General features: G+C 46.2%; 12 protein-coding genes and 2 tRNA genes. 8 read left to right on the top strand and 6 right to left on the bottom strand.

The genetic code is table 11. The features are described 5' to 3' along the window. Positions 1-9: 9 nt before the first annotated feature. The 6 genes from J4N44_RS08915 to J4N44_RS08890 all read right to left on the bottom strand — a co-directional run bounded on the left by J4N44_RS08915 (position 10) and on the right by J4N44_RS08890 (position 7,217). Entirely contained in the window at positions 10-993 is a 984-nt protein-coding gene (locus tag J4N44_RS08915) for an ABC transporter ATP-binding protein (RefSeq protein WP_252044250.1), read from the bottom strand. A 9-nt stretch (positions 994-1,002) separates the two neighbouring features. After that, positions 1,003-1,935: an ABC transporter permease subunit gene (locus J4N44_RS08910; protein ID WP_252044248.1), complete on the bottom strand. Its 933-nt coding sequence runs from the start codon at positions 1,933-1,935 to the stop codon at positions 1,003-1,005. 9 nt (positions 1,936-1,944) lie between these two features. After that, on the bottom strand, positions 1,945-2,865 hold the full coding sequence (gene oppB / locus J4N44_RS08905) for an oligopeptide ABC transporter permease OppB (RefSeq protein WP_005439957.1): 921 nt from the start codon (positions 2,863-2,865) through the stop codon (positions 1,945-1,947). A 163-nt stretch (positions 2,866-3,028) separates the two neighbouring features. Beyond that, positions 3,029-4,639: a peptide ABC transporter substrate-binding protein gene (locus tag J4N44_RS08900; protein ID WP_252044246.1), complete on the bottom strand. Its 1,611-nt coding sequence runs from the start codon at positions 4,637-4,639 to the stop codon at positions 3,029-3,031. A 324-nt stretch (positions 4,640-4,963) separates the two neighbouring features. Further along, positions 4,964-6,070 carry a M20/M25/M40 family metallo-hydrolase gene (locus J4N44_RS08895; protein ID WP_005445476.1) on the bottom strand — a complete coding sequence of 369 codons (1,107 nt, stop codon included), beginning with the start codon at positions 6,068-6,070 and terminating at the stop codon, positions 4,964-4,966. A gap of 682 nt (positions 6,071-6,752) precedes the next feature. Continuing rightward, positions 6,753-7,217, bottom strand: a complete 465-nt coding sequence (locus J4N44_RS08890) for a TetR family transcriptional regulator (protein ID WP_017190275.1) — start codon at positions 7,215-7,217, stop codon at positions 6,753-6,755. 388 nt (positions 7,218-7,605) lie between these two features. On the opposite strand from J4N44_RS08890, the gene hppD reads away from it, so the two are divergent. From hppD to J4N44_RS08850, 8 genes are all read left to right on the top strand, one after another. After that, complete coding sequence (hppD, locus tag J4N44_RS08885; protein ID WP_005445472.1) at positions 7,606-8,679, top strand: 4-hydroxyphenylpyruvate dioxygenase; 1,074 nt, start codon at positions 7,606-7,608, stop codon at positions 8,677-8,679. Beyond that, positions 8,672-9,802 (top strand): homogentisate 1,2-dioxygenase, encoded by a 1,131-nt coding sequence (locus J4N44_RS08880; RefSeq protein ID WP_005427917.1) that lies wholly within the window; start codon positions 8,672-8,674, stop codon positions 9,800-9,802. The genes hppD and J4N44_RS08880 overlap by 8 nt, the downstream gene beginning before the upstream one ends. Before the next feature lie 9 nt (positions 9,803-9,811). After that, on the top strand, positions 9,812-10,849 hold the full coding sequence (locus J4N44_RS08875; RefSeq protein ID WP_252044245.1) for a fumarylacetoacetate hydrolase family protein: 1,038 nt from the start codon (positions 9,812-9,814) through the stop codon (positions 10,847-10,849). Positions 10,850-10,869: 20 nt separating this feature from the next. Then, positions 10,870-11,538, top strand: a complete 669-nt coding sequence (gene maiA, locus J4N44_RS08870) for a maleylacetoacetate isomerase (RefSeq protein ID WP_101904801.1) — start codon at positions 10,870-10,872, stop codon at positions 11,536-11,538. A gap of 196 nt (positions 11,539-11,734) precedes the next feature. Then, positions 11,735-12,397, top strand: a complete 663-nt coding sequence (locus J4N44_RS08865) for a DUF2726 domain-containing protein (protein ID WP_009701558.1) — start codon at positions 11,735-11,737, stop codon at positions 12,395-12,397. A gap of 153 nt (positions 12,398-12,550) precedes the next feature. Next, positions 12,551-12,889 carry a hypothetical protein gene (locus J4N44_RS08860; RefSeq protein ID WP_009697431.1) on the top strand — a complete coding sequence of 113 codons (339 nt, stop codon included), beginning with the start codon at positions 12,551-12,553 and terminating at the stop codon, positions 12,887-12,889. Between the two features lie 179 nt (positions 12,890-13,068). Then, a tRNA-Val gene (locus tag J4N44_RS08855) sits at positions 13,069-13,145 on the top strand. A gap of 46 nt (positions 13,146-13,191) precedes the next feature. Next, positions 13,192-13,268: transfer RNA gene (locus tag J4N44_RS08850), tRNA-Val, on the top strand. Positions 13,269-13,815: the final 547 nt, after the last annotated feature.

Genomic DNA, 13,815 nt, shown 5'->3' with positions numbered 1-13,815 from the left:
AACGTTTCCTTAAGCCGATTGATGAATAAGAGAAATACTGCCCTGCGCTTTGACATGACAGGCAATGGATTGGCGTCCGTTAAGGGGAGCGAACCGAGGTGTTTGTGTTTGGCAACGTGGTTCACGATAGTCACAGCGATCTCTAAACGGGCAGCCTTTGTGATTAATCAGAGCGCTCGGTGGGTTACCTGCAATGGTTGGCAAGCGAGGCATATCTTCTGTAATCGATGGGATCGCCTTTAGAAGCCCTTGGGTATACGGGTGAGCTGGCTGGGCGAATAACGTGTCCGTATCTGCTTGTTCCATTTTCTGTCCGCCGTACATGACTAAAACTCGGTCACACATTTCAGCGACTACGCCCATATCGTGAGTGATGAGCAAGATGGCAGTGTTGAACTCCTGTTGTAACTCACGCAACAGCATCAGGATTTGCGCTTGTACTGTCACGTCGAGTGCTGTTGTGGGCTCATCGGCAATAAGCAGTTCCGGTTTACACAACAACGCCATGGCAATCATCACACGTTGGCGCATACCGCCAGAAAGCTCGTGTGGATATTGGTTCATGCGCGTTTCCGGAGAAGGAATCCGCACTGCATCTAGCATCTGAATGGATTCTGCAATGGCTTGTTTTCGGCTCATTCCTTTGTGCACCATCAGCACTTCACTGAGTTGTTTGCCAATCTTCATAAACGGGTTAAGAGAGGTCATCGGATCTTGAAAGATCATGCCGATTTTCTCTGCGCGAATGCGGTTGAGCTGCTTCTTCGACATCGCGAGTAAGTTCTCGCCATGAAAACGTGCTTCGCCCGAGACGTTCCCGTTATCAGCTGTTAGCCCCATTAGCGCAAACACCGATTGGCTTTTGCCTGAGCCGGACTCGCCAACGATGCCCAGCGTTTCTCCCGCTTGAATCGCGTAGGAGAGGTTGCTGACCGCTTGCACTTGTCCGTCTGGCGTATCGAAGCGCACGTTCATGTTTTCAATTGATAGCATGGGAGGTCCTTATCGATCTTTCGGGTCAAGGGCGTCGCGTAAGCCATCGCCGATGAAGTTAAAACAAAACAGGGTTGCGACCAAAAACAGCGATGGGAAAAGTAGCATCCACAATGCCACGTCGATGGTTTTTGCGCCTTCTGAAATCAAGATTCCCCAACTGGTATCTGGCGGTTGAACACCTAAGCCTAAGAAACTCAAGAAGGATTCAAACATGATGAAGCCGGGCACCATTAAGGAGGAGTAGACCATCACGATCCCAAGCACATTTGGCAACACATGACGGCGCACAATGGTGAATTTAGATACGCCGATAGAATGCGCTGCTTCAATAAATTCGCGCTTTTTGATACCGAAGGTTACGCCCCTTACCACTCGGGCAATACCCAGCCATGACACCATGCCAATCACGATAAAGATCAGATAGATGTTGTTGCCAAATAAGGTTACGAACAGGATGACCATGAACATAAATGGCACTGAGTCGATCACTTCGATGATGCGCATCATTACGCTGTCTACCACACCACCAAGATAGCCGGAAATACTGCCCCAAATAGTGCCAATCACAACGGCAACCAAGGCACCAACAAAGCCAACTAAAATCGACAGGCGACCACCTTGCATCGTGCGGGCAAACAGGTCTTGTCCTAGGTCGTCGGTACCAAAATAATGCCCGCTGCTCAAAGAGGGTTTCCCCAACTCGTACGGGTCAGCAAGGATATTCCAATCAATCTCATCATGTCCAAAGGCAGCAAGTGAAGGGCCAAAGGTGATACACAAGATGATGAATGCAAGCACGTAAACGGAGGTCATTGCCGCACGATTTCTGCGAAAGCGAGTCCACGCGTCTTGCCATAGACTTCGACCTTCTACGGCTTCGATATTATCAACAACTCGGTCTTGTAAGGATTGAGTATCCAGCTTTTTAATCGATAACATGCTCGGCTCCTAAACTCGGATACGCGGGTCGATAACGGTGTAGAGCAAGTCGACCACAAGGTTGAAAAAAATCGTCAGTGAAGCAACGATGAGAGTAATACCCATGACTAAGCCGTAATCGCGATTGAGTGCGCCGGAGACAAAGTGTTGTCCCATACCGCCAGTACCAAAAAAGATATCGATGATGACCGAGCCTGTGACAACCGAAACAAAAGCTGGACCCAGCATGGCGACTACGGGAATCAATGACGGTCGCAGTGCATGGTGGAACAAGATGTATGCGGTCGATAACCCTTTGGCTTTTGCAGTACGAATATAAGGTTGATTCAGTGTTTCAATCATGGCACCGCGCATAACACGAGCAATACTGGCGATAGAGCCAATCGCAAGACTTAACACTGGTAGAACGAGAAAAGCGAGTTGTCCTCCTTCCCAACCACCGGCAGGTAGCCAACCTAAATGAATCGCAAATATCGTCACCAATACTGGCGCGAGGACGAATGCAGGCACAACAACACCCGTCATGGAAAGGGTCATCAACCCGTAATCTAAGCGGCTATTGCGTTTTAACGCAGCAATGGTGCCGAGCAACATACCAAGTGGTACTGAGATACAAAAAGACAGAACGCCAAGTAGGGCAGAGACCGGCCAAGATTGAGCGACCAACTGAGTCACCGTAAAGTCTTGATAGACAAAGCTTGGTCCTAAATCACCTTGAGCGAAGTTGGTAATATAAATCCAGAACTGAACCAAAAATGGTTCGTCGAGGTGAAATTTGGCTTCGATGTTAGCGCGAACCACTTCCGGCATAGGACGCTCCATGTCAAACGGTCCACCGGGTGCGATATGCATCAACCAAAAAGAGACCAAAGCGATAAACAACAACGTCGGAATCGCGATGGCTAATCGTCTGAGAATGTACCAAATCATGATCCATCATCCTTTGGTCATGCGACGTCACATGTCGTCACGTCGAGAAAGAGAAAAAATTGGCCTGAGCTCATCACCGAGAGAAGAGAAGTTCGACACGATATGCCATGTACTCGCAATGTCAGTGCGTGTTACCGAGCCGACTCAGGCCTAAAGCATGCCATTAGTGGACTTTCACATAGACATTCTTGCGGTAGTACGAGGACTCGGGGTTAGTACGCTCGTAGCCACCAACATAAGGCTTGATCAAATATTGATCGTTGCCTGGACGGTAAACCGGGATAATCGCCATATCTTCAATCAGCATGCTTTCTGCTTGTAGATACAGCTTTGAGGGATCATTCATGGTTTTAGAACGCGACATCAACTCATCATATGTGGGGTTGTTGTAGCGTGAATCGTTGTACTCGCCATTGGAGACGAAGATATCGAGCCATGTTGAAGCTTCGTTGTAGTCTGCGGTCCATCCGCCACGAGTGATTTCAGTTGGCTCTTTTAATGCGTAGAACACTTTAGGCTCGAGTTGTTTAATGGTGATTTGCGCGCCTAAGCGGCTTTTCCACATGCCTGCCATTGCTGTTGCCATTTTCACGTCTTTAGAGAAGGTAGGAACAGTGAAAGTGAGTTTGAGTGGATTCGCTTTGTTATAACCAGCTTGTGCCAATAAGCGTTTGGCTTTGTCGATGCGCTGATTTGTTGTCCATGTCGCGTATTCTGGGGTGTGTGATTGAAAGCCATCGGTTTGTGGCGGCACCAAGGTAAACATTGGGATACCACCGTTTCTTAAAATTGCGTCGGTTAAGATCTTGCGATCAATGGCATAGGATAGGGCTTGTCGAACACGCAGGTCTTTGGTTGGACCCTGCTGGGTGTTGAGGTAATAAAACGTCGAGCCAAGTGACGCACTGGTGTCTGCGACTTCTTGTGGCAGCTTGGTGATTAGCTTTTTCTTTTGCGCAGAAGGAATCGACATCACTTGGTCTATTTCCCCCGCTAAATAGCGATTAAGCACAACATTGGCATCACCAATCGGCAGCCACGTGATTTTATCCAACACGACGTTGCTTGCGTCCCAATAATATGGATTTTTCACCATCACCATTTTTTCGTTTACCTTCCACTCAGAAACGGTAAACGCGCCATTAGTAACAATGTGTTTTGGTTGCGTCCAGTTGCTGCCGTACTTTTCAACCGTGGCTTTATGCACTGGAGCAAGAACCGGATGGCTAAGCAGCTTGATAAAAAATGGAATTGGCTTTTCAAGCGTCACTTGGAAGGTTTTGTCATCCAGTGCTTTTACGCCAAGTGTGTGCGGTGTTGCTTCGCCTTTCATAATCGCTTGTGAGTTTTGGATGTTTGGAATCGCGGCAAACCAAGCGTAAGGGGAAGCCGTATTGGGGTCGAGTAGGCGCTGCCAACTGTAGACAAAGTCTTGTGCAGTGACATTGTCACCATTCGACCATTTTGCATCACGAAGCTGAAAGGTGTAGACCGTATTGTTGTCGTTCACCGACCAAGATTTCGCAACGCCGGGAATGGTTTTTCCTTGTTTGTCTTGAATGGTTAACCCTTCGAACAAGTCTCGACCAAGGTTAAATGCGGGCTCAGCTGCTTGCTTCGCCGGATCGATAGACGTCACTTCTGCACCGTTATTAAGCGTGATCTCTTGTGCTTCGGCGAGTGTCACGCCCGATGGGTACGGCACGGCGTAAGCCGGAGCGGCAAACATTGGGCTCATGATAGATGCCAACAAAAGTAGCTTGGGTAGTTTCATCCTTTCCTCACTCGATTCATCCTTGAAGGTGAGTTGAATGTATATTGTATAAATTGTTCAGACAATCGAGTTTTAACATACCTGTAACAGGGTGTTGAAAGCTGAGCTTTTTGGTCTCAAAAAGTGAGCCAATAGAATTTCAATCCATGAATTTATACCGACTTGGCACAGTCAGGTTATCAGCCAAGAGGGCAGGTCAAAGAGAATGAAGAGAGTGAGGAGAATAAAGCGGATAGAAACGAAAAATCCCCTTCATGCTCGAAGCAAGAAGGGGATCAGTGTTAGCGTTTCACATTCAGCGTAAGTTGCGCTCTATTCTCTAGATTATTTCACTAGGAAGTGCTTAACGAACTCAGTGATTTTCACCATGTCGTCAACGGCAATGAATTCTTCAGTGGTGTGTACTTTCGCCATACCAGTAGAAAGGTTTACCGTTGTTAGACCTTTCTTGTTGAAGTTGTTTGCGTCGCTACCGCCACCAGTGCCTTTTGTAAATGCATCGATGCCCATGTCAGCGAATGCCGCTTTGATTGCTGATACGTGAGCATTGTCTTCTTCGATAACAAAAGCGTCGTACGCGCGGCTTGATTCGATTTCAACTTCTGCGCCGTGTTTTTCACATACTGACTCAAAGGTAGAGATCATGTGGTTCACTTGCGCTTCTAGCTTCTCACCGTTTAGAGAGCGTGCTTCAGCAACGATCTTCAGTTCTGGCATCACGATGTTTGTCGCTTGACCGCCGTTTACCATACCGATGTTTGCTGTGGTTTCTTCGTCGATACGAAGCAGTTTCATCTGGTTGATTGCATCTGCCGCTACCATGATTGCGCTGATGCCTTCTTCAGGTGCTAGACCCGCGTGTGCAGGGCGACCTTTGATTGTCGCAACGATTTTTTGCTGACCAGGTGCCGCAGTCACGATAGTGCCGATAGGACCGCCTGTATCCAGTACGATCGCTTCGTTAGACGTTACGTGCGTCATGTCGAAGTACTCAGAGCCGAACAAACCGCCTTCTTCATGCACAGTGAAAGCAAGCTCTAGCGTTTTGTGCTCTAGGTTTTCAGCTTGGATGCAGCGAACCGCTTCCATGATCGCTGCGATGCCTGATTTGTCGTCACCACCTAGGATCGTATTGCCTTTAGAGCGAATGATGCCATCTTCGATGATCGGCTCAATGCCGATGCCAGGCGTTACTGTATCCATGTGGCAGCTCATTAGGATAGAGCCTTCTTTCTTACCTTCTAGACGTGCGTACACGTTAAAGCCGTTAGAAATGTGTTCTGGTACAGGAAGCTTGTGAACCGTAAAGCCTAGTTCGCCCAGTTGCTCAGCCAGAGTTTCTGCAATTTGTTTTTCATTCATAGATTCGCTGTCGATGCGAACCAGTTGGCAGAAATGTTCAACTAGACGTTCTTGATTAATTTGTGTCATTTGGATGTCTCTTTCTTTCTTGGTCGAGACCGCAGCGGTATAGAGTGCGAGCCCGAAAGGGAACAGAACACCTCTTATTACACAGCTAATCCGAGTGAAAGCTGTCTTGAATCAAAAAACGCCTCTGCCTGACATTATTCTGACCTGCTAATTACCGGATCTGATGCGGCGGTCACGAAAGTACACAATGAATGTAGAAATATGCGAAAGCGAGTTAAAAGCGAGTTTACTTAGTCAATCAATGTTTAGACCCACTAAGCCTTCAAATCGCCGCCGCGTCTACAAACCAAGTCATTCTCGCTGAACCAAGCATCTCGAGGTTACTTGAGTATAGTATGAGCTTTTGACGAATTTAATGAGAGATGGAAAATATATGATTTAACAGAATTGATGCTGCATTTATGTACAGAGTCGAGCTATTTTTGTAACTGATGAAAAGTTACCAATATATCTGTAGAGTGGATTGTAATTTACCGTCTATTTATTGAAGCAATATCACAAATGTGGATTAATACAATCTCTGTTTATTCATGTCCTCTCGTACTGCCTTTCTGGATAGACCGAACTCTGCAAAGGGTTCGGTCGCTTTAATTAGAATTCTATTAACGGATTATTCTTGATAACTAAAAAAACAAAAACAAGAAAGCCGGGCAGGGTGCTCGGCTTTTTTGATGGTTCTTTTCTATTTGTCACTGTGAAGAGTCAATAGGGTTAATCCGATCAGCCATTCAATAGTGCGTTGACTGTCTTTGCTTAGCTTAAAAGAGGTAACCGCTTCTACCTGACTTTGGAAGTCACAGAGATAAGGTGTGTGATGTTCACAAACTGTCATCAAGAATGCCAAACGCCAAATCGCCATGAACTCGGCGTCTTCTAAGCGAGTTTTCCAACTTTGGATAAAAGTGACTTCGTTGTTAGAGAGGTCGAGTTTATCCATCATCATCTTAAGTAGTCTACCTTGCAGGGCGCGCGGGATGTCGGCTTTCTTTGCAAAGTGGTGGCTTATCCCCGTCCTCGATATACCTGTTTGTTCACTCAACGTTGTGTAAGACATTTTCTCGTAACCAAGCGTGATCAACTGCTCTGTTGCCACATCGAGAATGGTGTTGATGGTGATCTGGGTATCTTCGTGTGTTCGGCGTGCCATAACTATTGCCAGTATTGTGATTAAAAAATCATACTAACATTTATCGTCCATCATTCCATATAAACAAACTAATATTGACGTTGTTTGCATGATAAATGCGCGTTACTGCCCATAAATTTAGCCATGGTAACAAACCGTTTACATTTGGGTGGGGTGTGTAAATTGATGAGGGATATGATAATACATTGATATAACTTGCTTTCCTTATGGTTGTCGTAAACGTTTGCGATGTTTAAATTTGCTGTAACATAAATTTTACAATCAATAGCTAAAACTGCGTAAAGTCAGATTTCCATTCGTGTATTCCAATTTTCCTCCTCCTGCGCCAAGTTAGAAATATCGAACGAGAACGTATGTTCAAACACAACAATGACATAAGGAGAAAGTCATGGTGGACACCTACAACCCATTAGGCACGGATGGATTCGAATTTGTGGAATACACAGCGGCGGATAGCGAAGGTATTGAACAACTGAAAGCGCTGTTTGTTTCGTTGGGTTTTGCAGAGATCGCAAAACACCGTTCTAAAGAGGCTTGGCTGTACCGACAAGGTGACATCAGCTTTATCGTTAATGCTCAGCCGCACAGTCAGGCAGAAGGCTTTGCTAAAGTTCACGGTCCTTCCGTTTGTGGCATGGCATTTCGTGTGAAAGACGCGAACGTAGCACTTAAGCAAGCGCTGGATAACGGCGGTGAAGAGTACAAAACAGAAATCGGTCCGATGGAGCTGAGTATTCCGGCGATTTACGGCATTGGTGAGAGTCTTCTGTACTTCGTGGATCGTTACGGCAAACAGAGCATTTACGATGTTGACTTCCGTTTCTATGACGATGCAGACGAGCGCCTAGCGAAAGCGGACGTTGGTATGTACGAAATCGACCATCTGACCCATAACGTGAAGCAAGGCAACATGGACGTGTGGTCTGGATTCTACGAGCGCATTGGTAATTTCCGCGAGATTCGTTACTTCGACATCGAAGGTAAGCTGACAGGGCTTGTTAGCCGCGCAATGACCGCACCGTGTGGCAAGATCCGCATTCCAATCAATGAGTCTTCTGACGACAAATCCCAGATTGAAGAGTTCATCCGTGAATACAACGGTGAAGGTATTCAGCACATCGCGATGACCACCGATGACATCTACCAAACCGTTCAAACATTACGTGATCGTGGCATGGACTTTATGCCAACGCCAGACACGTACTACGAAAAAGTCGACGAGCGCGTAAAAGGACACGGGGAAGACGTCAGCAAATTGCGTGATCTGCAAGTCCTTATTGATGGCGCGCCGACTAAAGACGGCATCTTGCTGCAAATCTTTACCCAGACCGTAATTGGTCCTGTGTTTTTTGAAATCATTCAACGTAAAGGCAACGAAGGCTTTGGTGAGGGTAACTTCAAAGCCCTGTTTGAATCGATTGAAGAAGACCAAATCCGCCGAGGAGTACTAAGCGATGCATAAATGGATCACATTCCCTCATCGGGAGGGAGTGTGCTCCAAGCAAGCACATGCTGATTTCCCGGAAGAGGCAATTTACGAACGTGAAGCAGGTCGAAGTGGATTCTTCGGTCCTGCGGCACACTTTCATCATCAACACGCACCGACAGGTTGGTCTGAGTGGGAAGGCGATTTACGTCCGCGAGCTTTCGATTTCAACCTAGTCGAAACGGCAAGTCAAATTTCGCCTTGGGCAGTGCCGCATCTGCTACACAACGCCAACTGTAAGATCCGTGTATGGCGTATGGATGAGAAGATGGACTTCTTGGTGCGTAACGCCGATGGCGATGAGCTGCTGTTCATCCATCACGGTACAGCAGACCTTTATTGCGACTATGGTCATCTCAAAGTGAGCGAAGGCGATTACGTAATGATTCCACGCTCAACCAGTTGGCGATTAGAACCAAGCGAGCCAATGTTTGTTCTGATGATTGAAAACACCGATGCCGCTTATTCTTTGCCAGAAAAAGGCATGGTGGGCAATCATGCTGTATTCGACCCTGCGGTTTTGGAAACGCCGTCAATTAACGACGAATTCCGCGCGCAATACTCAGAAGATCAAACTCAAGTTCATGTGAAGCGCCATGACAAAGTCAGCGTGATTACTTACCCATTCAACCCGCTTGATGCGATTGGCTGGCACGGTGACTTGGCGGTGGTGAAAGTTAACTGGCGTGATATTCGACCTTTGATGTCGCATCGTTATCACTTACCGCCTTCTGCTCACACTACGTTTGTTGGTGCTGGATTTGTGGTGTGTACGTTTGTACCTCGTCCAATCGAGAGTGATCCTGGTGCTCTGAAGGTGCCGTTCTATCATAACAATGACGATTATGACGAGGTACTGTTCTACCACGCAGGGGATTTCTTTAGCCGTGACAACATAGAAGCAGGTATGGTGACTTTCCATCCGGCAGGCTTTACCCACGGTCCTCACCCGAAAGCGTTCAAAGCGGGTCAGGAATATAAGAAGAAGTTTACCGATGAAGTGGCAGTGATGATTGATACACGCCATGCACTCGAGTTTTCTGACGAGCTCGATAAGGTTGAAAACAAAGAATACGTCTATAGCTGGCAAGAGAAGTAAGGGGCAAGGATGAAATTAGCAACCAAGAAAAATGGCTCTCGCGATGGTCTGTTGATGGTCGTGAGCAAAGACCTGACACAATGTGTTCCGGCAACCGAAATTTTCCACGCGATGCATCTCGCACCAACCATGCAAGTGGCATTAGATAACTGGGATAAAGTCGCTCCACAACTGGAAGAGCTTTATAACGCGCTAAACAATGGTTCGGTTTCAGGAAGTGAAGAGTTTGAATCCCACTATCTAGAGTCACCATTGCCTCGCGCCTATCAATGGGCGGATGGCAGTGCTTACGTCAATCACGTCGAATTAGTGCGTAAAGCGCGCGGTGCGGAAATGCCAGAAAGCTTCTGGACCGACCCTTTGATGTATCAAGGTGGTTCTGATGCATTTATTGGTCCTTGCGACAACATCGAATTTGCCAGCGACGAGTGGGGCATCGACTTCGAAGGTGAAGTTGCCGTGATCACCGGTGACGTGCCGATGGGAGCAAGCATTGCAGAAGCACAAGATTCAATTCGTCTTATCATGCTAGTTAACGATGTATCGTTGCGTGGTTTGATTCCGGCGGAGCTGGCGAAAGGCTTTGGTTTCTTCCAATCAAAACCGTCTTCAGCGTTTTCTCCTGTTGCAGTAACGCCAGATGAGCTGGGTGAAGCATGGTATGAGAACAAAGTGCATCTGCCGCTTGTTTCAACCTACAACAATGCCCCATTTGGTTGCCCGAATGCAGGCATAGATATGACGTTTGATTTCGCTGACTTGATTGTCCATGCCAGCAAAACACGTCCACTTTCTGCAGGTGCAATCATTGGCTCGGGCACAGTATCGAACAAGCAGGGCACGGAGCATGGTACCTCTATCGAAGAGGGGGGCGTAGGCTACTCGTGCATTGCAGAAGTGCGCATGATTGAAACCATTCGTGATGGCAAACCGTCGACGAGCTTTATGTCGTTTGGTGACTCAATCAAGCTAGAGATGTTTGACGCAGATGGCAACTCGATCTTTGGTGCGATTGATCAGCAAGTCAGCCAATACCTAAAACACTGAGAGTGAGAGGTAAGGGAAGTATGAGCGATAACATCACCCTCTATGGCTATTGGCGGTCTTCTGCGGCTTATCGAGTTCGCATTTGTTTAAACTTAAAAGCCTTGAGTTACGAGTCTAAATCGGTCCACTTGGTTCGTAATGGCGGCGAGCAGCATAGCGCGGAGTACCATGAGTTAAACGCCTTTGAGCTTGTGCCAGTGCTGGTGGATGGTGGTATTCAACTCAACCAATCTCTTGCCATCATTCAGTATCTCGATGAGCAATATCCGCAAGTTCGAGTGGTTCCAGAACCATCGCCGCTTCGTTACCAAGCTTTGGCTATGGCTCAGGATATCGCGATGGAGGTCCACCCACTCAATAACTTGCGCGTGTTGCAGTACCTAGAAGGGCAGCTGTCGTGTGATCAAGAGACGAAAGTTGAGTGGATTCATCATTGGGTTAACCAAGGCTTTACAGCATTTGAAGAGAAGCTAAATCAGCATCGACAACAACATGGAAACTGTATCTACAGTGTGACTGACTCTCCCTCTGTTGTTGATATTTGCTTAGTGCCTCAAGTGTACAATGCATTACGTTTTGGGGTGGATATGACTCCTTATCCGGTAATTAGCTCGATTGTAGAAGCATGTAATCAGCTGCCTGCGTTTATTGATGCCATGCCAGAAAACCAACCCGACGCAAACAGTTAGTACTTTCTCTATATTTTAACGAATAACAAACGGGCTCTTGACGGAGCCCGTTTTTGTTCTTGTTTGATTAACGTAAATCGTGCTCAAAAGCTTTGCGGCTGTTATTATCACTCCGCAAAATTTACCGGTTTTGTTGCTCTGGTTAGAATTTCCATTTAGGCTTTGAGTAACTAGTTGTTTTGGGCGCACTTTATCTATGACCAACATCTTTATCATTGTTGTTCTTCTTGTTGTTTTCTTCTTTATCATTCAAAAGTACGTGATCAAAAACGATGACACGCGAGACTTCCCATATCGTTCGAAAGGTCCACTATTAAAAGGGCAGGAAGGGGCGTTTTTTAATGCCTTGAGAGCAGCGGTTGGTGATCACGCAGTGGTGTTTGCCAAAGTAAACATGGCAACGCTGATCGCACCAAAAGAAGTCAAAAATAAGAAGCAGTTCTTCATTGCCAGTAACCGAATTTCACGCAGCTACTTTGATTACGTTATCTGCGATCCTAGAACGCTTGAACCTCGTGTAATTATTGAGCTTGATAATGGTCAGCAATTGCATAAAGGCAAAGTCGAGCGCCAAAAACTGTTGATGCACGTGTGTAAATCGGCGAACCTTCCTTTGATTGGTGCATCGGTAAAACACAGTTACCAAGTGGGGCGTTTACGTCGTTTATTGGCAGCACACATTGATCTGATTGAGCCGGACAAAGAAATCCGCTTTTGCAAAAAGTGTGGCAGTCCGATGATCATCAGAACCGCAAGCCAAGGTGAGTTTAAAGGCCGACGCTTCTTCACTTGTAGCCGTCAACCAAACTGCACCTACACAGAAAACTACAATGTAGTGTTTGATACCGAAGACGAATAAGCATTTTGTTCCCTAGATAGTGAAATAGAGAGAGGCTTCAACTGGATTAGTTGAAGCCTTTTTTGTTTTACCGTTGAACAAAGAAGAGCACTTCGCAGCATCCATTCTGGTAGCTCCTATACTTTGATAAAGAAAGAAGAATAGGGAAGCGTTATGCGATATGGATGGATTCTTTCAGCACTACTGCTCACGTTCAGTAGCCATGCACAGCAGTCACTCAAACCACTTGAATGCCAATTAACAGATACACCTCAGGATCACTTCTTGTTTTATCGTGAACAGATGGTTTACCACAGTGAGCAGTTTGCGATTTTTCAAAATTTCAAAGGGCGAGTCAGTACTCAAGTGGATCTCAAAACGGGCAAGTTGATACGTACGACGTTTATTGGTGAACCATTTGAGCCTAAATACCAAATTTTGTTTGGCGATTGCCCAAACGTATCGCAAGTTTTGCAAATTTGGATGCTCAGTGAAGTGCCTTACGACAATTAGGTCAAACAACAAAAGTTAAGTAGATCACACTTTTAACACCGTTCAGGTCGAGCCTTGACGATAAAATCATCTGAAAACGGGTGTTGAGTTTAGATTTTCGCCAAACGATTCAAAGTTAGTGAATTTATGCTTGCACCCCCAATGGGATATAGCTAATATCCTTCTCGTTCTTAAGGAATGGGTCCGTAGCTCAGTTGGTTAGAGTACTACCTTGACATGGTAGGGGTCGGCGATTCGAGTTCGCCCGGACCCACCACTCCTTAAAGCCATACTAAAACCAAAGTATGCCGAACATAAAATTTGGGTCCGTAGCTCAGTTGGTTAGAGTACTACCTTGACATGGTAGGGGTCGGCGATTCGAGTTCGCCCGGACCCACCAAATTTAAAGAAGCGCCCACCTTTTTAGGTGGGCTTTTCTTTACCTGAAATTTGTTAAATCGCGCAAATTTCCCTCTAAGGCGCAGTTCTCCGCTATTCGATGTTCAGATGCGTGATTCATCGAGTGAGATATCCTGACGTACGCAACTTTCACATGCCATTCCGCCTTTTATCCAAACAACAAAACGAGCAATAGAACGATTGAACTTAGGATGAGTAGTATTCGCCAAATTGGCTTGGTTTCAGAAACATCTGAACCGTTGTGATGACACATGCCCATAAGAAATCCCCTTTCTCATTACCTGATAAAGAAAGGCTAGGGCTTCACCCAAGGTAAAGGTCAAGCGGAGGTGAACGGTTTACCTCCACAATCGCTCAAGCTTATTTTGCGGCAATTGGAATATTCAATAATAAATCTGGAAATTATCAATTATTTCAATGTTATAAGGGTGGTAAACCATTATTTCTCAAGTTTGAATGGATACAGTTTTTTAATGTTGATTCGCAACGTGTGGCATTTTTGAGTAGTTTTGAATGATATACCCAAG

Origin of the sequence: Vibrio sp. SCSIO 43155 (genome assembly GCF_023716605.1) — a bacterium.
Lineage (GTDB): Bacteria > Pseudomonadota > Gammaproteobacteria > Enterobacterales > Vibrionaceae > Vibrio > Vibrio harveyi.
This window is presented reverse-complemented; position numbering and strand designations above follow the sequence as displayed.

Coding starts and splice junctions, on each gene's coding strand:
- J4N44_RS08915 (WP_252044250.1), bottom strand. CDS start 993: ATGCTATCAATTGAAAACATGAACGTGCGCTTCGATACGCCAGACGGA.
- J4N44_RS08910 (WP_252044248.1), bottom strand. CDS start 1,935: ATGTTATCGATTAAAAAGCTGGATACTCAATCCTTACAAGACCGAGTT.
- oppB (WP_005439957.1), bottom strand. CDS start 2,865: ATGATTTGGTACATTCTCAGACGATTAGCCATCGCGATTCCGACGTTG.
- J4N44_RS08900 (WP_252044246.1), bottom strand. CDS start 4,639: ATGAAACTACCCAAGCTACTTTTGTTGGCATCTATCATGAGCCCAATG.
- J4N44_RS08895 (WP_005445476.1), bottom strand. CDS start 6,070: ATGACACAAATTAATCAAGAACGTCTAGTTGAACATTTCTGCCAACTG.
- J4N44_RS08890 (WP_017190275.1), bottom strand. CDS start 7,217: ATGGCACGCCGAACACACGAAGATACCCAGATCACCATCAACACCATT.
- hppD (WP_005445472.1), top strand. CDS start 7,606: ATGGTGGACACCTACAACCCATTAGGCACGGATGGATTCGAATTTGTG.
- J4N44_RS08880 (WP_005427917.1), top strand. CDS start 8,672: ATGCATAAATGGATCACATTCCCTCATCGGGAGGGAGTGTGCTCCAAG.
- J4N44_RS08875 (WP_252044245.1), top strand. CDS start 9,812: ATGAAATTAGCAACCAAGAAAAATGGCTCTCGCGATGGTCTGTTGATG.
- maiA (WP_101904801.1), top strand. CDS start 10,870: ATGAGCGATAACATCACCCTCTATGGCTATTGGCGGTCTTCTGCGGCT.
- J4N44_RS08865 (WP_009701558.1), top strand. CDS start 11,735: ATGACCAACATCTTTATCATTGTTGTTCTTCTTGTTGTTTTCTTCTTT.
- J4N44_RS08860 (WP_009697431.1), top strand. CDS start 12,551: ATGCGATATGGATGGATTCTTTCAGCACTACTGCTCACGTTCAGTAGC.